Source organism: Mycolicibacterium gadium (assembly GCF_010728925.1).
GTDB lineage: Bacteria > Actinomycetota > Actinomycetes > Mycobacteriales > Mycobacteriaceae > Mycobacterium > Mycobacterium gadium.
On the sequence record NZ_AP022608.1, the window covers coordinates 2,230,974 to 2,255,622 of the forward strand.

The window sequence follows — 24,649 nt, forward strand, 5'->3', positions numbered from 1 at the left end:
AAAGACTCACGCCTGGAACGGCCCGGCTGCCTTAACGTGCCGTATGTCTTCGATTGCTCCGCCGGAAATCGTGGTAGGCGTCGACGGGTCACCCGCGGCCAAGGTTGCGGTCGATTGGGCGGCACGCGACGCCGCACAGCGCGGCGCAACGCTCACCCTGGTCCACGTCGTCAGCAGTGTCCTCGGTTCCTTGTCCCACACGCCCGTGCCTACCGGTATCGGAAAATGGCAACAGCAGAAGGCTCACGAAGCCGTTGACGAGGCGATGGCTGTCGTTGCAGCGGCGCAGCGGGACACCGGCCCGTTGGAGGTCCGCACCGAAATCTATTACTCGTCCGCCGTTCCCACGCTCGTCGACATGTCGAAGGGCGCGGGCATGGTCGTAGTGGGTAGTCGCGGCCACGGCGCCATCGGCAATCTGCTTGGTTCGGTCAGCGCAGGCGTCGTACAGCACGCGCACTGCCCGGTGGCGGTCATTCACGACGAAGATCCGTTGATGCCGCATCCGGCGCAAGCACCGGTCCTGGTCGGGATCGACGGCTCCCCCGCGTCCGAGCTGGCCACCGCGATCGCGTTCGATGAGGCGTCACGCCGAGGCGTTGACCTCATCGCCCTGCACGCATGGACCGAATTCGGGGTGGGCGACTTTCTCGGGATGAACTGGCTGGAGATGAAGTCGTCGGAGGATGCAGCGCTCGCTGAGCGACTGGCCGGATGGCAGGAGAGCTACCCGGACGTGACGGTCCGACGGGTTGTGGTCTGCGATCACCCCGCTCGCACGCTCGTCGAGCACTCGGAACAGGCCCAGCTGGTTGTCGTCGGAAGCCACGGCCGTGGCGGCTTCGCCGGCATGCTCCTCGGCTCGGTCAGCGCCGCGGTGGTTCAGTCAGCGCGCATGCCGGTGATCGTCGCGCGGCAACCGTAGCCTCGCGCGCTTTCCGCTGACCCGAAGATACATGTACTGCCCGCGGGAGCGGATCGGAAAGCTCAGTGCAGCAAGCGATTCAGCCAATCTCTTCGGACGTCCGTGCCCTGTTCTCAAGACAGATTCATCCGCAAACGACAGCGACTTCTACTGGCTCTTCCGCAATTTCGAAAAGTCGCTCGGTGTCGGCGCGCGTGCACGGGGCGGTCCCGGGGGTCATCAGCATCGCCGCGCCGGCGGCCATGCCGAAACGAACCGCCGTGCTCAACGGCCATCCGCGAGTCAGACCCACGGTGATGCCGGCGACCATCGCGTCCCCCGCGCCAACTCCGCTGACCGCACGCATCGGAATGGCGGTGAATCGGCAGCTTTCGGTCCGGGTAGCGAGCAGTGCGCCCTGAGCTCCTAGCGACACCACGACGGCCTCGGCGCGGCCGGAATCGACGAGTTCGTGCGCAGCGTCGAGCTGTTCGGCTTCGGTCGTCAGCTCACGTCCCACGCATTCGCGGAGTTCGCGCTCGCTTGCCTTGAGCACAAACACACCACGAGTGACGTGCTGTAGACCGGCGCCCGAGGTGTCCAAGACGAATCTGACCCCGACCTCACCGCAGACGTCCGCGATTCGCTGGTAGAAGTCCGTGGGCACACCCGGCGGCAAACTCCCGCTGGCGACGACGAATTGTGCCGAGGCCGCCTCAACACGCAGCCGATTCACACACCCGGCCTGTTCGGACGTAGTCAGCCGCGGGCCCGGAAGCACGAACCGGTACTGCAGACCAGTGGAGGTCTCATCGACGGTGAGGCTCTCCCGCGTGGGCTCGGTGATGTCGATCCGTCTAAACGGCACACCCGCCTCAGCGACAAGCTGGCTGACGAGGTCGCCGCTGGCACCTCCAGCAGGGAAAACGGCCGATACCGGCGCGCCGAGGACGTGTGCGATCTTTGCCACGTTGATCCCCCCGCCGCCGGCGTCGTAACGAGCGCGTGAGCAGCGGATCTTGCTGGTGGGACGCACGGCGTCGGCGGCCACGGTGATGTCGAGCGCCGGGTTCATCGTCAGGGTGACGATTGAATCCATGGCACAGCCTCCTCGCTTCATGAGCCGACTTTGATCCGACTACATCGCGGATCACGACGATAGGGACCGAAGTCCCGCGGCGGGGAGGCGTTGGCCCTTGACGCGATGCCAATGCTGATTCCAGATGTGGTCAACCGAGCAACACGGTGACCGCACCGAGATAGATCGCGATCGACAACAGATCCTGGATCACGGTGGCCAGCGGACCGGAACCGAACGCGGGATCTTTGTCCAGCGCCTGGAGCAACCAAGGCAGTATCAACGCCACCATCGTGGCGATCGTGCTCGCCGCCAGCACCGCGATCGCGACCGCCGCCGCGAGCCTCCAGTCGTTCGTCATGAGTGCCACCACCGGCAGCATGAGCAAGCCGAGCAGTATGCCGACGGTCAGCCCCGTCAGGCTTTCCGGAGCCAGGATGCGGCGAATCCCAACACCGACCGACAGACCGCGGATCGCGACCGTTTCCGTTTGCGTGCCAACGGCATCAGCCAGATAGACGATCCCAGGCACGAAGTAGGCAACCGCCAGCACGGCGTTGAGTTGGTCTTCGAAGGCCGCCATCATCCCCGCCGACAACATTGCGCCGATCAACCCGACCACCAGCCATGGCAGGCGGTGCCACAGCCGCCTGGTGACGGTCTCGAGTGTTGTCCTTCTGGTCGACTCGACCGTGTGCAGAAACCCGCCCAATCGCGCCATGTCTTCGTCGTGTTCATGTAACAGGACAGCGAGCAGCTGCTGCGGGGCAATCAGCCCATAGAACCGACCGTGCTCGTCGACAACCGCGAGACCTGGCTCGTTATCCTGCACCACCCGCCAGGCGGCGCGCTCCTGGTCGGTGTCCGGCGTCACCACGGGTGGCGTCCGGTCCATCACATCGCGCAACATCGCATCGCTGTCCGCCGCAAACATCTGCTCAATGGTCGCGACACCCACGAGACGATCCCCGTCAAGAACTGCCACGGCGGCAGCACTGTCGAAGCGCCTGCCCCGCATTCGTTCCAGGGTCGTGCCGACCAGATCGTCCGGCGACGCCTTCGGTATCTCCGTATAGGCGTGTGACAACGCCGTCTCCGGCAGACCGCCGAAATCGGTTGTGACATCAGTGACCATGGCCACTGACGCTACAGACCTGTTCTGGCGACGGCCTGCCCGAGAGCGTGTTGAGGACCAATGTCCAACACTGAGGGACCTAGTGCCCCACCGGTCGGGCGACCGAACTCCATAGCGTCGACAACATCAACTGCAAATAGGAGTGCACGATGACTGAAAGCGACTCCCCCAAGCCGGTTGTCGCCGCGATCGACGGCTCGGGCACGGCGATCAACGCCGCGCTGTGGGCGGTTGACGAAGCGATCAGCCGAAGTGTGCCATTGCGCCTCGTGTGCGTGATGAAGGCCAAGCACCCCTCTGCCGAGGATTACTACGCGGACAAGCACCATGCCGAGGCCTCGATTCGTGCGGCACAGGATGCTGTCGAAGCCACGGGTCGGCCCGTCAAGATCGAGACCGCAATCCTCTCGGGTTTACCGGCTTTCAACCTGATCGAGGAATCACAGGCTGCCGACATGATCTGCGTCGGCTCGGTCGGCATAGGCCGGTCCGCGCGGGCGATACTGGGATCCATCGCGACCGAGCTCGCCGAGAAGGCGCATTGCCCGGTAGCGATCATCCGTCCTCAGGACGAGATACCGCGCGACGAGGTCGACATTCGCTGGATAGTCGTCGCGGCGACCGGTGAGAGCGACAACGAGTCGGTGATCGAGAGTGCGATGGAGGAAGCGCGGCTGCGTCGAACGCCGGTTCTGATGCTCGGTGATCGGGACGGCCTGGACGACATTGTCGAGCAATGGAAGGGACGCTATCCCGACATCCACGTCTACCCCGTATCCGATGGGGCCGATGTGGCCCGGTTCCTCAAGAAGCATGACGAATTAGTCCAACTCGCCGTGATCGGCGGTTCGCGCGCCGGCGCCGATGAGGTCATGCAGATTCTCGGCCCCTGGGGGCACCCTCTGTTTCACCGCAGGGCGGCTTCGATGCTGATCGTGCGGCACTGACGAGCGCAGCGACTACGGAGCTCCGGCCAGCGCCTGGCGTACCAGCTCCTGCGCCGCCAACAGGTGCTCGTCTGCCTGCTCGACGTCGACGGGAAACTCACCGTCATAGCTGTTCGTAGACCTTGCCAACACCGACAGGCACATGTGTGCGGCCGCATGCGCATCCTCGACCGCGGCTTCCAGTTCACTCGTCAGTTGCGGGGTTGGCGCCGGCAGATGCGCCCGAAGGTCGACCGCCGCAGTGTCATGCATCTGCCGACATGCCTCATCCATCGCCGTGCGGTCGACAGTAGCCAGCGCACGCCGCGCATCAGTCAGGGACCGCTGTAGATCGCCGAAGGGTGCACGTGCCTGCGACCACCATTCCAGAATGGTCGCCTTGTCGGCTGATGCGCCAGCTGGAGGACCGGCTTGACCATCGCCACCCGTGGCCATGAAGGCGATGATCGCAGCCGAGAGCGCAATGACTGCTAGAACACTCGCTCCTGCGATCGCCCACTTGGCCCGATACCAGACGTCACGGGAAAGATCCGGCGTCGCCTCGATCGGGCTACCGCATTCTCCGCACAACTGCCACCCGGCCGGGTTGGAGTGACCCTGAGGACATTCCACCACGATGTCAGCTCCTGTCCATTTTCAGTTTGACGAACCTCTTGATGCCGAAGGCCTGGAAGACTCGTCGACGACTCGGCGACAGTTGAGGACCTGCCGTTGCCGCATCGATGATTTCGGGTTCGACGACGTCATAGGTGTGGCCGCCTAGTGAGACGGCGGCCTCCCCGGAGGCCCGCACATTGCGCAACCAGTCGACATCTGTTCCGTATGGCAGAGGCACGATGAATCCATTCGCCACCCGATCGGCCACCACCGGTGTCGCGTAGTGCCGCCCCGACCGACGCCCGGTATGCCGCAGGACTGCCGCGTAGAAATGCTTGCGGCCTGCCAGGTGCATCATCGCTGGATTCAGCACGTGCTTGTTGAAGCGGCGCATTACGCCCCTGATGGGCGGCGTTTCGGTGAGCATGTCCCGATATTCGTCTCCACCTCACCTGGCCAAAAGGGCCGACCGGACCAACAACGCGAGGACTTATGGCATACGCCGCACGCGCGGTGCGGAACCATCCGTCGTCGGTGGCGAAACAGACGCGGCGTTGGTGACTTTCGTCTCTAGTGCCGGGAGGGCGGCTCGAAAAAGATGGGGACGCGAAACATGACCGGAGGATGCACATGACGCCGACCGAGCCCGCTGAACGCACTGCCGAGGATCTCGACGCCGTTGCTTGTCGGTTCCTGCGATCCGAATTCGCGAGTCAGATCTACTCCGACTGGCCGATCGACCGACGGATCGAAGCCTATCTTCGGCACTACGAGGCCTCCGCGTTCCTCACCGACGGCTACTCCTACAACCTCCTGTTGGAACGCGTGATGGCCAACATCGGTCCGGCCGTCCGCGATGGAGTCCTTCCGACACCGGGTTCATCGGACCTGCCGTGACGATCATTCGCAAGACTGCCGAAGACTGGAAAGTCGCCCCGAACTTCGCCGACTACGAGCAGACCCGCGCGACGTTCGATTGGTCGATGGTCTCGGACCCGTGCGCCGGTATGCCCTCCCGCGGTTGCAACATCGCGTATGCGGCGGTGGACCGGCACGCCGAAGGTCCCGAAGCGGATCGCACCGCGCTGCGGTTCATCACCGACACCGGCTCGGATGGCGAGTTGGTCGCCAATGACCTGAGCTACGCGGAACTGGGCCGCCGCACCCGCCGCTTCACCAATGTGCTGCGCGGGCTTGGCGTGGGCAAGGGCGACCGGGTCTTTCTGATCATGGGACGTATCCCCGAGCTGTATGTCGCGATGCTGGGTGCGCTGCGCAACGGCAGTGTGGTGTCGCCGCTGTTCTCGGCGTTCGGTCCCGAACCCATCGCCACCCGCGTCGCCATCGGCGAGGCGACCGTACTGGTGACGACGAAGGCGCTGTACAAGCGCAAGATCGCCAAGGTGCGCGACGAGATGGCGTCGGTACGGCACGTGTTACTCGTCGACGGCGACGAGCCCGGCACGCTGAACCTCGCGCAGCTGATGGCCGAGGCCTCCGAAGACGCTCCGATCGAGGCCACCACGCCTGATGACCCGTCGCTGCTGCACTTCACGAGCGGCACCACCGGCACGCCCAAAGGGGCACGGCACGTGCACGGCGCGGTCACCATGCATTACCTCACCGGCCTCTACGCGTTGGATATACATCCCAACGACATCTACTGGTGTACCGCCGATCCCGGCTGGGTCACCGGCACGTCCTACGGCATCATCGCCCCGCTCCTGCACGGAATCACCTCGATCATCGACGAAGCCGAGTTCGACGCCGAACGCTGGTACCGGATCCTGCAGGACGAAGGCGTCACGGTGTGGTACACCGCTCCCACCGCGATCAGGATGCTGATCAAGGCCGGGCCGGAAGTGGCGCAACGGTACCGCTTTCCGCACCTGCGGTTCATCGCCAGCGTGGGCGAGCCGCTCAACGCCGAGGCGGTCTGGTGGGGAAAACGCGTACTGGGCTTACCGATTCACGACAACTGGTGGCAGACCGAGACGGGCGGCATCATGATCGCCAACACCCCGGCCTTCGACATAAAGCCAGGCTCGATGGGGCGGCCGTTGCCGGGCGTCGACGCATACGTGGTCAGTCACGGCGACGACGGCACTGTCTCGGTGATCGAGGAGCCCGACATTGAGGGCGAGTTGGCACTCAAGCCGGGATGGCCTTCGATGTTCCGCGCCTACCTCAATCAGGAAGAGCGCTACCGCAAGTGCTTTGTCGGTGACCTTTACCTGAGCGGGGATCTGGTCAAGCGCGACGCCGACGGCTACTTCTGGTTCGTCGGCCGCGCCGACGACGTGATCAAGTCAGCCGGACACCTGATCGGGCCGTTCGAGGTGGAGAACGCGCTGACCGATCACCCCGCGGTGGCCGAGGCCGCTGTGATCGGGAAGCCCGACCCGACAGTCGGCGAGCTGGTGAAGGCGTTCGTCACCCTCAAGGACGGGTTCGCCGCAGACGAGACTTTACGGCTCGAAGTGTTAGGCCACGCGCGCAAACGGCTGGGAGCAGCGGTGGCGCCCAAGGAGATTGAGTTCGTCGACGCATTGCCGCATACCCGTAGCGGCAAGATCATGCGACGCCTGCTCAAAGCCCGCGAACTCGGGTTGCCCGAAGGTGACACATCGACCGTCGAAGCACCGGCCGTACAACGTCAGGGGGTGTCACCGTGATCGACCACGACACCGCGACGACGCTGCTGTCGGACATGGTGCGGGTGCGCCTGATGGAAGAGAAGTGCGCTGAGCTCTACAGCGCGGCCAAGATCCGCGGATTCCTGCACCTTTACGTCGGTGAGGAGGCGGTGGCCGCCGGGTCGCTGCGGATGCTGGAAGCCGAGGACGCTGTGGTGGCCACCTACCGCGATCACGCGCACGCCCTGCTTCGGGGTGTCCCGATGACCAGAATCATGGCCGAGATGTTCGGCAAGCAGGAGGGTTGCTCCCGTGGGCGCGGCGGCTCGATGCACCTGTTCGACGCGCGCACCCGCTTCTACGGCGGCAACGCCATCGTCGGCAGCGGCCTCCCGCTGGCGGTAGGTCTCGCGCTGGCCGACAAGCAGCTGGGCAAGCCACGGGTTACCGCCTGCTACTTCGGCGAAGGTGCGGTCGCCGAAGGCGCCTTTCACGAATCGCTGAACCTAGCCGAACTCTGGCAGTTGCCGGTGCTGTTCTGCTGCGAGAACAACTTCTATGCGATGGGGACGGCCCTCGCGGTGGAGCAGTCGCAGACGGACATGACCGCGAAGGCGTCGTCGTACCGGATACCGGCGCTGGCGGTCGACGGCATGGATGTGCTGGCATGCCATACCGCCGCCCAAGAGGGCGTGTACCACGTCCGCAATGGTGGCGGTCCGTTCTTCCTGGAGTTCCGCACCTATCGGTTCCGTCCGCATTCGATGTTCGATCCCGAGTTGTACCGGGGCAAAAGCGAAGTCGAACACTGGAAGGAGCGTGACCCGATCCGCACCTTCACCGAGCGGTGCCTGGCCGACGGCGCGCTCACCGACGACGACATCGCCGCGATCCGCCGCGCCGCCGAAGAGGAACTGGACGAGGCGGTGGCCTACGCCGAGGCCGGCACCTGGGAGCCCGTGGAGGATCTCAGCCGTGACGTGATGACACCTGCGACGGCGGAGGCGCTCCGATGAGCAAAACGGCATACCGCACCGCGGTGCACGATTCCATACGCGACGCGATGGTCGCCGACCCGCGGGTGGTGCTGATGGGCGAGGACGTCGGCGCCTACGGAGGCACCTACGCGGTGTCCAAGGGCCTGTTGGAGGAGTTCGGGCCGGAGCGGGTGCGAGACACCCCGCTGTCGGAGCTCGGCTTCGTGGGTATCGGAATCGGTGCCGCACTGGGCGGATTGCGCCCGATCGTCGAGGTGATGACGGTCAACTTCAGTCTGCTGGCCCTGGATCAAATCGTGAATACCGCTGCGGCGCTGCGGCATATGTCCGGCGGCCAGTTCTCGGTGCCGCTGGTGGTCCGGATGGCGACGGGAGCGGGACGCCAGCTGGCCGCGCAGCACTCCCACAGCCTGGAAGGCTGGTACGCACACATCCCCGGAATCAAGGTGGTAGCCCCGGCGACGGTAGCCGACGCCTACGGGATGCTGCCCACCGCGCTGGCCGAACCGGACCCCGTGATCATCTTCGAGCACGTGCAGTTGTACAACACCTCGATAGACATCGACGCCCTCACGCCGACCGACATCGACCGGGCCGTGGTTCGGCGGGCCGGTAAGGACGTCACGGTGATCGCGTACGGCGGCTGCCTGCCGAAGGCGCTCGACGCCGCCGACGAACTGTCCCTCGCCGGAATCGACTGTGAAGTCATCGATTTGCGGGTTCTGCGCCCGCTCGACGACGACACCATCCTCACCTCGGTACGCGGGACTCACAAAGTCGTCGTGGTCGACGAAGCCTGGCGCACCGGAAGTCTGGCCGGTGAGATCAGCGCACGCATCGTGGAGAACGCCTTCTACGACCTCGACGCGCCGATCACTCGCGTCTGTACCGAGGAAGTGCCCATTCCCTACCCCAAGCATCTCGAAGAAGCAGCGTTGCCGCAGAAGGACAAGATCGTTGCAGCAGTGAAATCTCTGTTCGGCCAGTCCTCATGATCGAGTTCACGATGCCGGCCCTCGGCGCGGACATGGACGAGGGGACTCTCAACGAGTGGCTCGTCAAACCGGGGGACGCCATCACCCGCGGCCAGGTGGTCGCAGTGGTCGAGACCACCAAAGCCGCGGTCGAGGTGGAGTGCTGGCAGGAGGGCACCGTCGCAGAGCTGCTGGTGCCGATCGGCCAAACCGTGCAGGTTGGAACACCGTTGGCGCGGTTGGTGGCCCCTGGCGATTCCGCGGAACAGGCGCCACCCCCTGCCGTGACAACGGTTCCCGAACCAATCACGCCGACAGCGCCCGTCCAACCCGTCCTCGAGCCGGTCGCCCCGGTGCCTTCCGTGCCCTCGCCGGCACCGCCGTTCGAGCATCGGCGCCGCTGGGTCTCGCCCGCGGCCCGTCGCCTCGCGGCATCGCTGGGCGTCGACGTCGATCACGTGACCGGCACCGGCCCGCAAGGGGCCGTCACCATCAACGACGTCGAACACGCCGCAGCCCACATCGAGTCAAGCAGGGCCGAAGTGCCGAGACCCGTCGCGACACCGACCGCAGCACTGTCACCGAAAGAGCTTGCAGCCAAACGCGGCACCGAGATGCGCAGGTCCATCGCGGCGGCGATGAGCCGATCCAAACGGGAGATTCCGCACTACTACCTCGCCGACGAAATCGTGATGGACCCGGCGTTGGACTGGCTGGCCGACCGCAACGCGCAGCGCCCCATCACCGAGCGGGTACTGCCTGCCGTGCTGCAGCTCAAGGCAGTCGCGCTGGCGGCGCAACGGTTCGGCGAATTCAGCGGATTCTGGCGAGATGAGGCTTTCGAATCCGCGCCGAATGTCCATGTCGGTGTGGCGATTTCGCTGCGCGGCGGCGGTCTGGTAGCTCCGGCGATCCACGACGTCGCCGACCGTAAGGTCGACGAGCTGATGGCCGACCTCACAGATCTGGTGTCCCGCGCCAGGACGTTCTCGTTGCGCAGTTCGGAGATGTCCGATCCCACCATCACCGTGACCAACCTGGGCGACCAGGGCGTCGCGGCGGTATTCGGGGTGATCTACCCGCCGCAGGTCGCGCTGGTGGGATTCGGCAAGCCGGCGCAACGGGTGGTCGCGATCGATGGCGGCATCCGCATCGCCACGACCGTGCACGTATCCTTGGCGGCTGACCACCGAGCCAGCGATGGGCACCGCGGGGCGCTGTTCCTCGCCGCGATCAACGAATTACTGCAACAGCCGGAGCTATTGGAGAGGTGAGCACCCATGACTATCGACAATGATGTTCGCGGGGAGATCCTGTCGGTGTTGACGACGATCGCCCCCGAGGTCGAGGCCGACGACATCACGGACGATGCGCTGCTACGCGACCAGGTCGATCTCGACTCGATGGATTGGCTGAACTTCCTTGTCGGCGTGCACAAACGACTGAACGTAGACGTCGCGGAGAGTGACTACGCGTCACTTCGCACCCTGTCAGACGTGGTGCTCTACGTCGAAGCCCGCACGCTTCAGCAGAGCTGAACACGGGCGGATCGCGCAGGCCCTCCGGCACCCGGCAAGGGGACCAACGACTCTGCTGACGCGAACACGCCGGACGTAGCGTCAAGCACTGACACGTCGGAATTATCGAGGAGGGACGCCATGGACTGGCCGACCGCAGTGGTCCTGATCGCCGTCATCATCGCCGTGATGGCGATCGTGACCACGTATATCACCAGCCGCTCCTCCAAGAAGTAGACGGGACTTCAAATGTCACAGGGCAAAGCGAAATACGGGATCTTGGTCGGGGTTGACGGATCACCGGAGTCCGAGGCTGCGATACGCTGGGCCACCGAGGAGGCCGTCCTGCACGACCAACCTCTCACTCTGATGCATGCCATCCCGCCCGTGCGCGTCAGCTGGCCGGTGGGTTATCTGGAGACGAGTTTCGTCGCATCTCAAGAGGCGAGCGCCCGCGAGGTTATTGAGAAGGCGCAGAAGATAGTTCAGGCGAGCGCGCGCGATTCACAGCCACCACCTGTCCGAACCGAGACGAGACATACGGACGCCCCGTCGGCATTGGTCATCGGGTCGCGCAACGCATACATGACCGTCGCCGGCAGCCGGGGTATGGGCGCTCTCGGCCGCGCCTTTTTGGGTTCAGTCAGCAGCGGTCTGGTTCACCACGGGCATGGTCCGGTCGCGATCATCCATGCCGACGACGCCAAGACACCCGACGGTGAGTTGCCTGTCTTGCTCGGCATCGACGGATCACCCAGTTCGGAGGATGCAACGGCACTGGCATTCGACGAGGCATCACGGCGAGGCGTGGATCTTGTGGCGCTGCACGCATGGAGTGATGTGGGCGTGCTCCCCGTCCTCGGAATGGACTGGCACCGGTACGAAGATGAAGGACACGAGATACTGGCCGAACGCCTGGCCGGCTGGCAGGAGCAGTATCCAGACGTCCGTATCCAGCGCCGAATCGTTTGCGATCAACCTGCGCGCTGGCTGGTAGACGAATCGCAGAAGGCTCAGCTCGTCGTGGTCGGTAGCCACGGGCGCGGTGGCTTCAGCGGCATGATGCTGGGCTCCGTCGGCGTAAAGGTGGCCCAGGCCTCCCACGCTCCGGTGATCGTGATCCGGCCCCGGTGACGCCCGAGATGCCCACCGACACAGAGCCCGTCATCGTCGGTGTGGACGGCACGACGGCATCGCGAGGGGCAGCGCGCTGGGCGGCCGCGGTGGCCAAGAGGTTCGGCGCGCCTCTCGAGATCGTCAACGGTCGCCACGCCACGGGCCGGCCACTGACCGACGCCGCGGCAGCGCTGTTGGCAGCGGCGGTCACCGCCCAGCGCGAGTCCGCTGAAACGATGCTCAAATCCGTCGAGGAGGAGATACGCGGCGACTTCGGTTCGCTCAACATCACCACGATTCTTTCCGACGAACCAACAGACGTTCTCCTGACGGAGCGGAGCCGTCACGCGCGGTTTGTAGTTCTCGGGTCCGAAGACGTGACTCCCGCGGCCGCATTGATGATCGGATCGACAACGCTTGCCGTCTCGGCACATTCAACCTGTCCTGTGATCGCGTGGCGCGGGAGCAATGCGGCGCCGACCGACCAGCCCGTCGTGCTCGGCGTCGACTATGAGCACACCGGCGCGAACGCATTCAAGGCCGCCTTCGAGTTCGCAGACCGATTCGGGTTGGCACTCAACGCCGTCCACGCATGGTCCGAATTCCGCCCACCGGTGGACGCCATCACCCCGTACGGTGTGGACTGGGATGCTCTGGAAGCCCTCCGGTGGCAGAGCCTCTTGAACGTGCTCGACCCGTGGACCGAGCTGTATCCGAACGTCGTGGTGACCCTCTTCGTCGAGACCGAGAGTGCCGGTAAGGCCCTCATGCACCACGTGCAGGATGCACAACTCGTCGTGGTTGGCAACCGAGGTCGCAATGCCCTCGCGGGTGCACTCCTTGGCTCCACCAGCCTCAACCTGCTGCACCACTGCCCTGTACCGGTGATGTTGTGCCACAACGCACCCGAGGGACAGTAACATCGTGGCAGGAGTCCGGTTGTGTGCACGTCCGTACCAAAATGTTGTAGCACCAGTCCTTCGCGTCAGCGCTGACGTGCGACCAGGACCGGGGACGGTGCATCCTTCGCCAAGGCGGAGCTGACCGAACCGAGCAGCATCTCGGCGATCGCGCCACGCCCGCGGTTTCCGACCACGACAAGTTGCGCTGTTTCAGACTGCTCCAGCAGACGGCGCGCCGGGTCCTCGAATTCGACCACTACGCGCACGTTGACCTCCGGGTACCGGTATTTCCATGCGGCAATGGATTCGGCGAGAGTCTCCTCAGCCACACGTCGGAGATCCGACCGTTCCATCCTCAATGGTGAAACGTCGGCGTTCCACAGGACGCGCAATGCGACCAGATCCACTGCCCTCCAGGAAGCTTCGTCGAACGCAATCGCCAAGGCCGACTCCGAAGCCTGCGAACCGTCGACCCCCACCAGAACCGGTAATCGCTCCGACGGCGGTGACAACGACGACACCTGGTCGTTGATGACCGCGACGAGACAGTGGGCGTGGTGGATCAACCCAGAACTGACCGACCCGAGCAGGCGCTCGTGTCGTCCGGTAAGTCCGCGGCGGCCGACCACCACCATCTGGGCGTCCTTCGAGAGATCGACGAGAGACGGCACAGGTTTTCCGAAGAGAAGCTCGCTATCGATCTCCGGACGTTCGCCGGGAGCGGCGGCGTGCGCGGCGCAGATTGCTTCGGCGATGACGTTTCGAGCGTCGTTCTCCTGGGCGATATGAACGATCGTCAGGCGGGTGTGGCGCATCGCTGCCTCGCGCGCGGCCCAGCGGACCGCCCCTTGGGAGGACGCAGACCCGTCAGCCCCCACGACCACACCGCGATGCACGGTCCGCGTAGACATTCGTTCTCCTAGCAGTCGACGAACATAGATGACGCTACGAACATCGCGTGCCCCCTGCAGGAGGCGTTGGTCCCGGAGAATCGGCCATTTGGCCCTCGAAGCAGAAATCGGATCCCCATCCCCGTAGACCGGCCGAGTGCGGGCAACGGCCCCGGAGCCGCTAGGGAGTAGCTCCGGGGCCGCCTGATCGTGGGTACGCCGGCGCAGCGAGCAAGCGCTAACCGGCCGGAGTGATCAAGGCGTAATGTCCGTCGCAGCGGAGGTAGAGCACGGCCGCGCGGCCTTGCCGAGCCTCGATGAAGAACAGAAATGGCAGTCCGAGGAGTCCGAGACGCTCGGCGGCCTGCTCGACGGTGATGCACGGAGCCGGATGCGGACTGATCGTCAGAGGCAGCTCGTAAGGGGTCAGGTCGTCTGGTGAGATCGGCGCCACCTGCGCCAGGCGATACCCGGTCGGGCCACCGCGGTAGAGGACACCGGCGATCCCCGAACCCTTCTCGTTGAACAGATGAAAGTCGTAGTCCAGCAGGTCCATTTCAAGGGCCGCCTCGTCTACGGTGCAAGGCGCCATGGCGAATGATTTGCGTCGGATGACACGACGTTCGTCGGCCGGGCGTGGGAAGTGGCTCGGCCGGCGAGTCGGCCTTGAGCCGTGCTGCCATGGATAGGCGGTCGTTGGCCGAATCGCCCCCCGGGTCGCTTTCCAGTGTTCGGCGGCGTGCCCTAATTGGTGACGCAGCCTCGCCGCCAGTCGATCAATTGCTTCGCGCGCGGTGACCCCCTCGGCCTGCGCGCGGACGAGCCGACCCTGCACGTCGAGATTTGCCTGTGCGACAACCGGACGAAAGATCGCAGGATCGCGGTGCCTCGTCAGCTTTACGTGGGCGTGCAACACGGGTTGATGCGCGAACTTGCCCAGCCCTCCGATCTTGCTCCGCGCGTAATCGGCTGCGCCCGGAAGCAGGCCGTGCGTCGTCACGTCGACATCGACAGGTGGCGAATCAACTTTGTGCGTCATGACCTCGTTCATACGCCGCAATCCGGTGCGGATACGAGGGCCTTCAGTCACGTGAAAGGCGACGTTAGTCCCCCTCGGCGGCCGAGTGGCCATGCGCACTCTGGTTGTCACAGAACCCGCTTCCCAAGTGGTGTCGGAGGAACGCCAGCTGGTCGGCCGCCACCTGGTCCCGTACAGCACCGTGGTACATGTCGAAATGCGTCACCGGATATTCACGGATCTCATGGCGCCGGGCCCTCGAAGCCTTCTCCACGACGAAGGCAGTCGAAATGACTTCGTCGTCGCGGGCCACCGTGACCAACAGGGGCGCGGTGATGCGCTCCATTGTGCCGTCCCGGTAACGGGGTGCATGGAAGAAGAACCGCGGCGTGACCTCGTTGCGCCACGACGGTGCGTTCAGTCCGACGTCTCGAAAGAGTGGGGCCAGGGCCGGGTCACTGAAAACCGCTCGCCCGGCGCGTCCATAAACGGCGATGTAGTAGGGCGGCAATCCGACAGCACCGCGGACCTCATCGAGGATGGCTGCCGCCAGCAAGCTTCCTGTCGCCAGCACGATCTGCCACGGGCTCGACCGCGCACCTGGCGGACGATGGCGCCCGCGGAGTCCGGTGAACAGGTCCAAACCCGGCACATTCGCGACGACAGCCGCAATTCCTGAGTCCTCCGCTGCCACCTGAACCACATGACTTCCACCGAGCGAGGTGCCCCACAGGGCGATTCGGTTCGCATCGATGTCCCTGTGTGAGCGCACGAACTCGACGGCGTGACGCAGGTCTTCACGTTGGCGAGCAGCATCGATCCACTGTCGCGGTTCACCTTCGCTCTCACCCAAGCATCGGTAGTCGAAGATCAAGACCGCCAATCTCCCGTCGGCAAACCTGTCGGCGAAATCCGGCACTATCCAGTCCATGGTCCCGGAAAATCCGTGTGCCATCACCACACACGGCCATTTCCCGGTTTCCCCGCCAGGCACGTACAGCACACCGGCAAGGGCTGATCCTTCCGAATCGAATGAGACTCGATGTTTGACATATCTTTTCGTCACTACACACTTCCTCGGCCGAAATTCAGCGCAACGCGGATATGAAGCTACGACCGCGCGACGATCACCGGGATCTGGGCTGCTTGCACCACCGCGGTGCTCACCGACCCCAGAAGCGTGCTGGCGAAACCTCCTGTACCGCGGCTGCCGACCACGATCAACTGGGCGGAGCTCGAGTGGTCGACGAGTCTGTGTGCCGGCTGATCCCGGACGACAACTTGTCGGACAGTTACGTTCGGATAGCGTCCTCGCCATCCCGCCAACTGCTTCGTCACGGATTCCTCCACTTCGGAGCGCAGGTCATCCCAGTCCAGCGAGAATTCGAACGCCCCCGAACCCCACCAGGCGTGCAGTGCCACCAGCTCGACACCACGTCGGGAGGCTTCGTCGAAGGCGAGCGCGGTCGCTGATTCCGTAGCGCGAGAGCCGTCGAATCCCAACAAAACCGGCTGATCGCTGGCGGGTCGCTCTGCGTCGTGGATGACCGCTACGGGGCAGCGCGCGTGATGCACCAACCCCATGCTCACGGAGCCGAGCACGGTTCGCGCGAGCATGCCTTTTCCTCGACTGCCTACGACTACCAGCTGTGCTTCTCGTGACAGCTGGACCAGCGCCGGAACTACCCCAGAGACCAAAACTTCCGTCGATACCGACAGGTCCTCGCCCGCAGCCGCTTTCGCCGTAGCCGTTGCCTCGTCGAGGAGTTGGCGACCGCTCTCATACTCCCACTCCAAGACACCCGGCGGGACCGGTGTGGCGAGCCACGTTCCTACGACAGGCGGCATCGCATGGACGATGGTCAGGTGAACGTCGCGGATAGCGGCATCCTCGGCAGCCCAGCGGATTGCCGCGTCTGCCGTCGGTGACCCGTCGGTGCCGACGACGATCCCGGAATCGGTCACTATTCGCTCTCGGCGTGGCGTTCGATGCCGGCCTGAACCGCCGTGATGCGCCGCTCGGCGCGCTCGTCGGCCGCCCGCTGCTCCGCGGCCGTCACCACCAATGCGTCAGGGCCCGGAAACACAGTCGCCACATGGTCGTTCTCCAGCCAATGCACCACGTAAGGGGGTGAGCCGTCAGCGGAATGCACCTCCGTGATCAGTCCGCGCTGTTCGTGCTGGTCGATGGTGAGGCCTTTCATCACCAACCAATCGCCGACCTCTGCCTTCATCACACCGTCTCCTTTCGTACGTCACCACCAAATCGTGCATCGGCATGCGCTCCATCTGCGTCGCCTCGCCAGTCAGCGCAGAACCAGTACAGAACAATTGGTGTGCCGAAGCGCTTTTCGCGCCTCGGCGCCCACGGCTTCGGATGTCAGTACAGCATCGTTCGCATCCACGATGACCAGTTGGTCGATGTTGGCGCTCTGCGCCAGCACACCTGCGATGTGGTCCGAGATCGGCAGCGCATGAATTTGGACGTCTGCGTCGTCGTCTTCCCTCGCCTCAGCGAGGTACTGGGCGAGCCGCGTACGCACGTCGCGCTTGTCGTCGGGCTCGGTTGTCACTGCCGATCCCCATCGCGTCAGAGCCAACACCGGTGCTTTTCGCAGAGTCGCTTCGTTTATCGCCGTTTGCAGCACCGCGCTGCCGCCCGGTGATTCGTCCACCGCGGCGACAATCCAGAGGGGGTCGGTCAACGGCTTATGGGGATGGCGGCGGCGGACGATCGCTACGGGGGTGAAGGCGACCTGCGCCAGTGCCGCGGCCGTCGATCCGCGCTCATCGTGGGGTGAGTCGTCCGTCCCTCGTGATCCGACGCAGATCAGCTGCCCCAATCGCGATGCCTCCCTGAGTTGTTCGGTGGCATCGCCCTGCAATATCGTTGACTCGAGTTTGACGGGCTGGCCGGTGGCCTCAGCGGCGATCCACGCCTCGTGTATCGCATGCCTGGCATAGGCGTATTCGCGCTCGAGATCCTTGGCTTCTGGGTTGACGACGCAGGCCAGTAGCATCGGTACGTCTCGGTCAATTGCTTCGTCGACTGCCCAAAGTGCCGCGTGGACTGCATGTTTCGAGCCATCAATCCCGACAACCACCGGTAATCTCGCCGCATTGTTCATTCTTGAGCTCTTTCTCTGAATTGATGCTCGAATGAGACGTCACCGCGTGCGCCCATTGATCTGCAGATCATCGTCGGAACTAAGGAGTGGTGGAGCAGGTTGAGCCCTGTCGAACCCAACACCGCACCCGCCAACGGACCGCGCCCACGACTGCCGATGACCACCAGCTGCGCACCGTCAGAGTGATTCAGCAGAGCACGACTCGGCTTGTCCTGGTCGACCACGTACTGCACATCGACTTCCGGGTATTGCAGTGTCCACGGCGCCAATGCGTTCACGAGGTGCTCGCGCTGGTCTGCGTGGACCGCATTCCAGTCGATCATGAAAGGCAGAGTGACATCGCCGACCGATCGGCGCGTCGACCACGCATGGACGGCGATGATGTTCACCGCGAATCGGTCAGCGAGTTCGAAGGCTGACGTGATCGCCACCCGGCTCGGGTCGTCATCGTTGACGCCTACGACGATCGGCTGCCCAGTGGGCGCCGTCGCCTCTCCACGCCAGGCGACCACCGGGCACATCGAGTTCGCCGCCACCGCAACGGTGGTCGAGCCGATCAGGACAGCCTCGGCGACCGAGAGGTCGTCACAGCCCAGGACAACCAACCTCGCATGCTGGCTCAAATCGACAAGCAATCGATCGACAGCTTCAGACACATGTGCGGTGGTGATGCGCAGGTCGGGGTGCTCATCGTGGACGGCTCGGCTGGCAGCGTCGAGAATCGCCGAGGCCCTTTCCTGTTGCGCGGACATTTCGCAGGCCCGCACAGCGGCAATGACATCTGACGGATTATGGCCCGGGTACGGTCTGGCATGCACGATGTGGAGTGGGGTCCCCAGCTTGTGCGCGACGCCCGCCGCCCAACGAGCCGCGCGCATCGCATTGTCCGTGCCGTCGACTCCGACGACCACAGGATTCACAGTGTCTTCCATAGAATTCCCGCCTCTCTCCGGTCAGCGTCGTCAGATCGCGAGACAGCAGATTTGGCGGGCCTCGGCGACCGAATCGGCGAGCGGACGCGAAGTGTCGATGGGATGTCCGTCGCTTGAAGCGCCGGTGGGCTCGGCCATCGCGGTGGCGATCTCCGGCGTTGCATCGGAAGATGTCCCAGACCTGTTCTCGATTCTCTCCGAGGCCTCGTCGAGAGGTACGGTGCAGGTGAGTTCCACGATCGGCGAATGCGTTTGGCCGGCCAATCGGCGGGCCCGGGCACGGTGCGCGGGATCGCGCCAAGTCCCGTCCAAAATCACGGACACGCCATGGCCCAGCAACATCCGCGTCCGCCGAAGAACCTCGTCGTACACGACATTCACGTTTTCGCGTGTGTACAGACCCGAGTCCAGAACACCGATCGCTCCGGCGATGACGCCGGTCTGCTCGAGCTCACGTCGCACATCATCGGTTGAAATGACCTCCGCACCACACTGTTCAGCCAAACCACGCGACAGAGTTGTCTTTCCAGTACCGGGACCTCCCCCAATGACGATGAGTTGAACCGTACCGGCCCGCAGATGATCGAGCGCGATGTCGATATGCCGACGCGCATCGGTAGAAGACTCCGCATGACCCTGCGTAAAGCGAACGCAATCGACTTTGGCGCGGACCAGCGCGCGGTATGCGACATAGACGTGTTTGAGTGCATCCGGGGCGGGGTCGCGAGCAGAGCGACAGTACGCTTCGAGAAAGAACTCGCCGAGGTCACGGCGACCGAGAAATTCGAGGTCCATCGCGAGAAATGCTGCGTCGTCGATGGAATCCACATATCGCAGTTTGTCGTCGAACTCGAGGCAGTCGAGGATGGCCGTTTCCCCTGGTGTGCAGAAGATGTCATCGGCCAATAGATCCGCGTGCCCGTCGACGACTCGGCGGCTGCTGATGCGCTCGGCGAACAGTTCGCCCCGGCCTGCGATGAATTGCGCCGACAACCGTTCGACCTCATCGAGCATCTCGCTGGGAATTATGGTGTCCGCATACCGCTGGAGTTCAACGAGATTCTGCCGCCATCGCGTTGAAACTGCTTCGGCTGTCCCAAAGCTGTCGATCGCGGCGCTTCTCAGCGTCTCGGCGTGGAAACGCGCCAGCTTGTCCGCGATCTCTTCCAAGTGATCGTGGACCGGGCGACCACCTCTGGCCAGCGATGCCAGGCGCGTCGAGTCGGCGTAGCGCCGCATTACGACCACCGGTTCGGCAGGGCCATCGCCCGGGCCGGCAAAGTGCGCAACCCCCAGGTAGCTGCCCGGGGCGAGCCTGCTGTTGAGAGTGACCTCACGCGTGCAGGCGGCCTCCCGCTGTTTCGTAGTGGTGAAGTCGAGGAAGTCGGTGGCGATCGGCTTCTTTGCCTTGTACGCCTTGTCACCAAGAAGGACGACCACACCCGTATGCGTCTCGCGTACCTGGGCGTCCAGGTTGCCCGCGATCGTCCAAGGAGCTTCGACGCCGCTCATTTCGGCCGTCATGCCATCCATACCCAGATGGTTCATCCCGCGGCGTCCAGTCGGCCAGGGTCCTAAGGCCCAGGCTTAAGGACCATTTACCCTGGTTGTGGGTCGGAACCAGATACCAAGCTAGAAACATGCGTGACACCATGGTCGATACCAAAGTGATCAAGGATGCAGTGCAATTGGCGTGCCGCGCACCATCGCTGCACAACAGCCAGCCGTGGCATTGGGTCGCCGCAGGCAAAGCGGTCCATCTGTTCCTCGACCAGGAACGCGTCCTCCACTCGACCGACCACACCGGCCGTGACGCCCTGATCGGCTGTGGCGCCGTACTCGACCATTTTCGCGTCGCCATGGCTGCGGCGGGGTGGGCCTCCCACGTCGACCGATATCCGAATCCCAACAACTCTTTGCATTTGGCGGCGGTCGATTTCAGCCCGATGGAGTTCGTCACCGAGGGGCACATCCGTCGTGCCGACGCGATTCTGCTGCGGCGGAGCGATCGCCTCCCCTACGCTGAGCCGCCAGACTGGGCGACGGCCGAATCACAGTTGCGCCGTAACGTCACCTCCGATGCAGTCCGCCTCGACGTGATCGCCGACGAATTACGTGCCGAACTTGCGAGCGCGGCCAAGCTCACCGAGTCGCTGCGCCTTTACGATTCGTCCTACCACTCGGAATTATCATGGTGGACAGGACCATTCGAGGCGACGGACGGGATACCCCACAGTTCGCTGGTGTCTGCCTCCGAAGGTGACCGTGTCGGTGTCGGGCGTAACTTCCCAGTCACCCACGACACAGATCGGCGCTTCGAGGTCGGGCGGGACCACGCGAAGATTCTTGTGCTATCGACTTACGACACCGACCGCAGTTCTGTCCTGCAGTGCGGCGAAATGCTCTCCGCGGTGTTGCTCGAGGCCACGATGGCGGGCCTCGCCACGTGCACGCTGACGAATATCACCGAGCTCTATCCGGGCCGGGACATCGTCGCATCGTTGATCGACCAGCCGACCACTCCCCAGGTATTGATCCGTGTCGGATCAGCTCCGGAGATCGACGACAAGCCACCGCCGACGCCGCGGCGGCCGATCGACGAGGTCTTCGACGTTCAGGCGAAGGATCTCTGACCTGGCAGCGGCTTTCGTTTCAGAGTTTCCCGCCGTAAGGCCCAGCCCAAGGAGCCACCATGCGAGACCCGACGCATTCGCCGGCCTCAGTCGTGGTCGGTCTGGACGGTACGCACTCAGCGCTCGATGCCGCACTGTGGGCCGTTGACGAAGCCGTTAGCCGCGATATCCCCCTACGCCTCGTCTATGCGATCGACCCCGACCACCCCTCCCCTGAGCTGGGAGATGCGGCGGGCGACCTTGCCACCGCAGAGACCGCGGTTCGCTGCGCGGTCACAGCAGTCGAATCGACCGCGAAGCCCGTCAAGATCGAGATGGAGATCCTGCGAGCCCGGCCGGCCCGGGCACTGATCGATGCGTCCGCATCGGCCGCAATGCTATGCCTGGGAGACACGGGCCCAGAGCAGAGCGCGCAGGGCCGAATCGGTTCCACGGCCGCGGAAGTCACGACCTCCGCCCATTGCCCGGTGGCCATTGTCCGCAACCATGACGCACGCCCCCGGCGCGGCAACTGGGTGGTCGCCGAGATCGAGGGGTCGCCGGTCGGCAACCGCATCCTGCAGCATGCCTCCGAGGAAGCACGACTTCGCGAGACGCCGCTGCGGGTGTTGACCAGCTGGCAGACTCGGTTCACCGACGTCTACAACAATCGCCCCGTGGCCGAGGGCAACAGGAGCGCCAAGGCCCAGCTCGACCGTCAACTGGCGAAGTGGAAGAAGCGCTACCCCGACCTCGACGTCGAGCCCATCGTCGTGCACGGGAACACCCTCAACTACCTGACCGAACATGCCGACTCAGTCCAGTTGCTGGTCGTCGGTCGCGAGCGCGCACGCGGGATAAGGGATCTGGTCGGGCCACCCGGCTACGCGCCATTGCACGAAGCAGGCTGTTCGGTCCTGATCTGTCAACCACACGCCGTATTGTGATTCCTGCGTCGCGGCTGCTATTCCGGAGAGGGGACTTCACATGGTGAAAGTCTTTCTCGTCGATGACCACGAAGTCGTCCGGCGCGGGCTGATCGACCTGTTGAGCGCCGATCCGGAGCTGGAGGTGATCGGCGAGGCCGGATCTGCGGCCCAGGCGCTCGCACGAATTCCCGCCCTCCAGCCTGATGTCGCGGTCCTCGACGTGCGGCTCCCCGATGGCAACGGCATCGAACTGTGCCGCGATCTGCTGTCTCGGCTTCCGGATTTGCGCTGTCTGATGCTCACGTCGTTCACGTCTGACGAGGCGATGCTGGACGCGATATTGGCCGGTGCGAGCGGGTACGTCGTCAAGGACATCAAGGGCATGGAGCTCGCTCAGGCGATCAAAGAGGTCGGGGCCGGCCGTTCACTTCTGGACAACCGGGCTGCGGCAGCGCTGATGGCCAAACTTCGTGGAGCTGCGGAGAAGTCCGATCCCTTGGCGGGCCTCAGCGAGCAGGAGCGCGTTTTGCTCGATTTGCTCGGCGAGGGTCTGACGAACAAGCAGATCGCAGCCCGGATGTTCCTGGCGGAGAAGACGGTCAAGAACTACGTATCACGGCTGTTGGCCAAGCTGGGAATGGAACGGCGCACCCAGGCGGCAGTGTTCGTGTCCAAACTCGATCAATCCCAACGCCGCCCCGAGGAATAAGCCACGGCCTGGGCAATCTCAGGTCGGGCGTACCACCAGAACCGGCATGCGCGCCGACTCCGCGACGGCCAGACTGACAGAACCCAGCAGCATGCCTGCGAACCCACCTCGGCCGTGGCTGCCGACGACGGTCAGCTGCGCCGCGTCGGACGTCTCGAGCAACTGGTGCACGGGACGGTTGAGGGCGACGACGGGCCGCACGTGCACGTCGGGATAACGCTCCTGCCAGCCGGCCAGGCGCTCGGAGAGTGTCTCCTCGGCGCGCCGCTGCAGAGCCGGCAACTCGGTTTCGGGCACGTCGTACAGCGTGAAGTCGCTCCAAACGTGCAAGGCGATGAGGTCGACGCCACGGCGAGAGGCTTCTTCGAATGCGACCGCGGTGGCCGCCTCTGATACCGGCGAACCGTCGATGCCGACAAGGACAGGCGCCTTGGCGGGGTGCGCCATCAGCGGGTCCTCATCGTGAATGACGGCGACTGGGGCATGCGCATGCTGGATGAGACCCCTGCTGACCGACCCGAGCAGTCGCCGGTTGATCGGCCCGGTCCCGCGGCATCCCGCGACGATCATGTCCGCGTCCTTCGAAAGATCAATCAGCGTAGGCAGGACACCGCCCGCGATCAGTTCCGTCTCGATATGGATCTGACGCTTCTCCGCGATCGCCTCGGCCGCGGTTCTGCGTGCGTCACTGAGCAGCTCATGGCCGTCTCTCTCCATGCGCGCGAGGACCTCGGGGGGCATGGGGACCTCGGGCCACATTCGGACAGCGGGTGACTGAATGACGTGGACGATCGACAGCGGAACCCCGCGCATCGCGGCTTCCCGCGCCGCCCAGTCAACGGCCACCTTCGACGGGGCCGAACCGTCAGCGCCGACGACGATGCCGTGATGTGTTGGGGAGGTTGACATTTGCAGACTCCTTCGGTCCACGGCCTGACGTAGTCGGCCACGATATGCGCGACGCTACGTTCGTCGATGGATCCAGTCCGGGGGCAGTGGTCACCAACTCCGTAGGTCAAAGGTCCTCTGTCAATTAGGTTTGGTACTTGAGCGCCTCCAGCTCGCGATCCCACTGGAGGTGTCGGTGGTGACTCATTCGCAACCGGATCAGATACGCGGTACTGGCGGTGATTGCCATCACGGCGAACCAGACGGACAACGCAACGCCCGCGGCATCGGCGACTGCACGACTCGGCTGTGCGGGCGCGTCGACGGGTTCGCCGGTGATGTCGTCGACCCAGATATCGGAATGATCTCCGGCAGTCGCTTCGTCGGCCCACTCGACGACGTCGACGTGGTCGCTACCCGCAGCGGTCCAGGAAGCTCGGACAAGAAAGGAGACATCTGCGGGTCCTGGTCCCACACTTACGGTGCTGTTCTCGAGTGCTGTGGCGGTCACCGCGTGTCGGTGCTTGGCCTCTTCCGCATAGAACCGGACACGGACGTCGTATACGGATGTTCCGATGGCAGCGGCAACAGGCAGTGCCAGAACCGTGACGAGGACGGCGAGAAGGGCACCCCATGCCTGAATTCGCTCGTTGCCCCGTACCAGTGGATTGCGCCCCGCAATCCGGCTGAACCAGTACCTACCCCACGTGATCGTGAACTGTTGCATGACCTCTCCTCA

At 64.3% G+C, this 24,649-nt stretch carries 27 protein-coding genes; 13 read left to right on the top strand and 14 right to left on the bottom strand.

Annotated elements, in window-relative coordinates; genetic code table 11:
- Positions 1 to 43: 43 nt before the first annotated feature.
- Positions 44 to 925 carry a universal stress protein gene (locus G6N36_RS11115; RefSeq protein ID WP_163686560.1) on the top strand — a complete coding sequence of 294 codons (882 nt, stop codon included), beginning with the start codon at positions 44 to 46 and terminating at the stop codon, positions 923 to 925.
- A gap of 124 nt (positions 926 to 1,049) precedes the next feature.
- On the opposite strand, the gene G6N36_RS11120 is transcribed toward G6N36_RS11115, so the two are convergent.
- Entirely contained in the window at positions 1,050 to 2,003 is a 954-nt protein-coding gene (locus G6N36_RS11120) for a 1-phosphofructokinase family hexose kinase (RefSeq protein ID WP_163686561.1), read from the bottom strand.
- Positions 2,004 to 2,133: 130 nt separating this feature from the next.
- Positions 2,134 to 3,117: a magnesium transporter gene (locus G6N36_RS11125; RefSeq protein WP_163686562.1), complete on the bottom strand. Its 984-nt coding sequence runs from the start codon at positions 3,115 to 3,117 to the stop codon at positions 2,134 to 2,136.
- A 149-nt stretch (positions 3,118 to 3,266) separates the two neighbouring features.
- On the opposite strand from G6N36_RS11125, the gene G6N36_RS11130 reads away from it, so the two are divergent.
- On the top strand, positions 3,267 to 4,064 hold the full coding sequence (locus tag G6N36_RS11130; RefSeq protein ID WP_163686563.1) for a universal stress protein: 798 nt from the start codon (positions 3,267 to 3,269) through the stop codon (positions 4,062 to 4,064).
- Between the two features lie 12 nt (positions 4,065 to 4,076).
- Here the strand turns inward: G6N36_RS11130 and G6N36_RS11135 are convergent, their stop codons facing one another.
- The gene (locus tag G6N36_RS11135) at positions 4,077 to 4,679 is read right to left on the bottom strand and encodes a hypothetical protein (protein WP_163686564.1); all 603 of its coding nucleotides are present in this window, start codon (positions 4,677 to 4,679) and stop codon (positions 4,077 to 4,079) included.
- Between the two features lie 4 nt (positions 4,680 to 4,683).
- On the bottom strand, positions 4,684 to 5,088 hold the full coding sequence (locus G6N36_RS11140; protein WP_163686565.1) for a nitroreductase/quinone reductase family protein: 405 nt from the start codon (positions 5,086 to 5,088) through the stop codon (positions 4,684 to 4,686).
- 203 nt (positions 5,089 to 5,291) lie between these two features.
- Here G6N36_RS11140 and G6N36_RS11145 point away from each other — a divergent pair, with 203 nt between their 5' ends.
- The 8 genes from G6N36_RS11145 to G6N36_RS11180 all read left to right on the top strand — a co-directional run bounded on the left by G6N36_RS11145 (position 5,292) and on the right by G6N36_RS11180 (position 12,822).
- Positions 5,292 to 5,558 carry a hypothetical protein gene (locus G6N36_RS11145; RefSeq protein ID WP_163686566.1) on the top strand — a complete coding sequence of 89 codons (267 nt, stop codon included), beginning with the start codon at positions 5,292 to 5,294 and terminating at the stop codon, positions 5,556 to 5,558.
- Positions 5,555 to 7,336 (top strand): acetate--CoA ligase, encoded by a 1,782-nt coding sequence (gene acsA / locus G6N36_RS11150; RefSeq protein WP_163686567.1) that lies wholly within the window; start codon positions 5,555 to 5,557, stop codon positions 7,334 to 7,336. Before G6N36_RS11145 ends, acsA begins: the two co-directional genes overlap by 4 nt.
- Positions 7,336 to 8,313, top strand: coding sequence for a pyruvate dehydrogenase (acetyl-transferring) E1 component subunit alpha (gene pdhA / locus G6N36_RS11155; RefSeq protein WP_372512237.1), 978 nt, complete (start codon positions 7,336 to 7,338; stop codon positions 8,311 to 8,313). The genes acsA and pdhA overlap by 1 nt, the downstream gene beginning before the upstream one ends.
- Complete coding sequence (locus tag G6N36_RS11160; RefSeq protein WP_163686569.1) at positions 8,310 to 9,290, top strand: alpha-ketoacid dehydrogenase subunit beta; 981 nt, start codon at positions 8,310 to 8,312, stop codon at positions 9,288 to 9,290. The genes pdhA and G6N36_RS11160 overlap by 4 nt, the downstream gene beginning before the upstream one ends.
- On the top strand, positions 9,287 to 10,543 hold the full coding sequence (locus G6N36_RS11165; protein ID WP_163686570.1) for a dihydrolipoamide acetyltransferase family protein: 1,257 nt from the start codon (positions 9,287 to 9,289) through the stop codon (positions 10,541 to 10,543). Before G6N36_RS11160 ends, G6N36_RS11165 begins: the two co-directional genes overlap by 4 nt.
- Before the next feature lie 6 nt (positions 10,544 to 10,549).
- Positions 10,550 to 10,807 carry an acyl carrier protein gene (locus G6N36_RS11170; protein WP_163686571.1) on the top strand — a complete coding sequence of 86 codons (258 nt, stop codon included), beginning with the start codon at positions 10,550 to 10,552 and terminating at the stop codon, positions 10,805 to 10,807.
- Positions 10,808 to 11,035: 228 nt separating this feature from the next.
- On the top strand, positions 11,036 to 11,920 hold the full coding sequence (locus G6N36_RS11175; RefSeq protein ID WP_163686572.1) for a universal stress protein: 885 nt from the start codon (positions 11,036 to 11,038) through the stop codon (positions 11,918 to 11,920).
- Positions 11,921 to 11,928: 8 nt separating this feature from the next.
- Positions 11,929 to 12,822 carry a universal stress protein gene (locus G6N36_RS11180; RefSeq protein WP_163686573.1) on the top strand — a complete coding sequence of 298 codons (894 nt, stop codon included), beginning with the start codon at positions 11,929 to 11,931 and terminating at the stop codon, positions 12,820 to 12,822.
- Positions 12,823 to 12,887: 65 nt separating this feature from the next.
- Here the strand turns inward: G6N36_RS11180 and G6N36_RS11185 are convergent, their stop codons facing one another.
- The 8 genes from G6N36_RS11185 to G6N36_RS11220 all read right to left on the bottom strand — a co-directional run bounded on the left by G6N36_RS11185 (position 12,888) and on the right by G6N36_RS11220 (position 20,296).
- A complete protein-coding gene (locus tag G6N36_RS11185) occupies positions 12,888 to 13,715 on the bottom strand; it encodes a universal stress protein (protein ID WP_163686574.1) in 828 nt (275 codons plus the stop codon).
- 217 nt (positions 13,716 to 13,932) lie between these two features.
- On the bottom strand, positions 13,933 to 14,733 hold the full coding sequence (locus G6N36_RS11190; protein ID WP_163686575.1) for a ribosome hibernation promotion factor: 801 nt from the start codon (positions 14,731 to 14,733) through the stop codon (positions 13,933 to 13,935).
- Positions 14,734 to 14,797: 64 nt separating this feature from the next.
- Positions 14,798 to 15,778 (bottom strand): alpha/beta hydrolase, encoded by a 981-nt coding sequence (locus G6N36_RS11195; protein ID WP_163686576.1) that lies wholly within the window; start codon positions 15,776 to 15,778, stop codon positions 14,798 to 14,800.
- A 44-nt stretch (positions 15,779 to 15,822) separates the two neighbouring features.
- Positions 15,823 to 16,677 (bottom strand): universal stress protein, encoded by an 855-nt coding sequence (locus G6N36_RS11200; RefSeq protein ID WP_308205910.1) that lies wholly within the window; start codon positions 16,675 to 16,677, stop codon positions 15,823 to 15,825.
- A complete protein-coding gene (locus G6N36_RS11205) occupies positions 16,677 to 16,946 on the bottom strand; it encodes a DUF1918 domain-containing protein (protein WP_163690611.1) in 270 nt (89 codons plus the stop codon). The genes G6N36_RS11200 and G6N36_RS11205 overlap by 1 nt, the downstream gene beginning before the upstream one ends.
- 72 nt (positions 16,947 to 17,018) lie before the next feature.
- Positions 17,019 to 17,840, bottom strand: coding sequence for a universal stress protein (locus tag G6N36_RS11210; protein ID WP_163686577.1), 822 nt, complete (start codon positions 17,838 to 17,840; stop codon positions 17,019 to 17,021).
- Positions 17,837 to 18,772 carry a universal stress protein gene (locus G6N36_RS11215; RefSeq protein WP_163686578.1) on the bottom strand — a complete coding sequence of 312 codons (936 nt, stop codon included), beginning with the start codon at positions 18,770 to 18,772 and terminating at the stop codon, positions 17,837 to 17,839. Before G6N36_RS11215 ends, G6N36_RS11210 begins: the two co-directional genes overlap by 4 nt.
- A gap of 30 nt (positions 18,773 to 18,802) precedes the next feature.
- Positions 18,803 to 20,296, bottom strand: a complete 1,494-nt coding sequence (locus G6N36_RS11220) for a bifunctional aminoglycoside phosphotransferase/ATP-binding protein (protein ID WP_163690612.1) — start codon at positions 20,294 to 20,296, stop codon at positions 18,803 to 18,805.
- 116 nt (positions 20,297 to 20,412) lie between these two features.
- On the opposite strand from G6N36_RS11220, the gene G6N36_RS11225 reads away from it, so the two are divergent.
- Genes G6N36_RS11225 through dosR form a run of 3 tightly spaced genes read left to right on the top strand, consistent with a single transcriptional unit; the run spans position 20,413 to position 23,022 of the window.
- A complete protein-coding gene (locus G6N36_RS11225) occupies positions 20,413 to 21,405 on the top strand; it encodes an Acg family FMN-binding oxidoreductase (protein ID WP_163686579.1) in 993 nt (330 codons plus the stop codon).
- Between the two features lie 59 nt (positions 21,406 to 21,464).
- Positions 21,465 to 22,331, top strand: a complete 867-nt coding sequence (locus G6N36_RS11230) for a universal stress protein (protein WP_163686580.1) — start codon at positions 21,465 to 21,467, stop codon at positions 22,329 to 22,331.
- A 40-nt stretch (positions 22,332 to 22,371) separates the two neighbouring features.
- Complete coding sequence (gene dosR, locus G6N36_RS11235) at positions 22,372 to 23,022, top strand: hypoxia response regulator transcription factor DosR/DevR (RefSeq protein WP_163686581.1); 651 nt, start codon at positions 22,372 to 22,374, stop codon at positions 23,020 to 23,022.
- 18 nt (positions 23,023 to 23,040) lie between these two features.
- Here the strand turns inward: dosR and G6N36_RS11240 are convergent, their stop codons facing one another.
- Together G6N36_RS11240 and G6N36_RS11245 are read right to left on the bottom strand one after the other, a co-directional pair.
- Positions 23,041 to 23,931, bottom strand: a complete 891-nt coding sequence (locus G6N36_RS11240; protein WP_163686582.1) for a universal stress protein — start codon at positions 23,929 to 23,931, stop codon at positions 23,041 to 23,043.
- A gap of 124 nt (positions 23,932 to 24,055) precedes the next feature.
- Positions 24,056 to 24,637 (bottom strand): Rv1733c family protein, encoded by a 582-nt coding sequence (locus G6N36_RS11245; RefSeq protein WP_163686583.1) that lies wholly within the window; start codon positions 24,635 to 24,637, stop codon positions 24,056 to 24,058.
- Positions 24,638 to 24,649 lie beyond the last annotated feature (12 nt).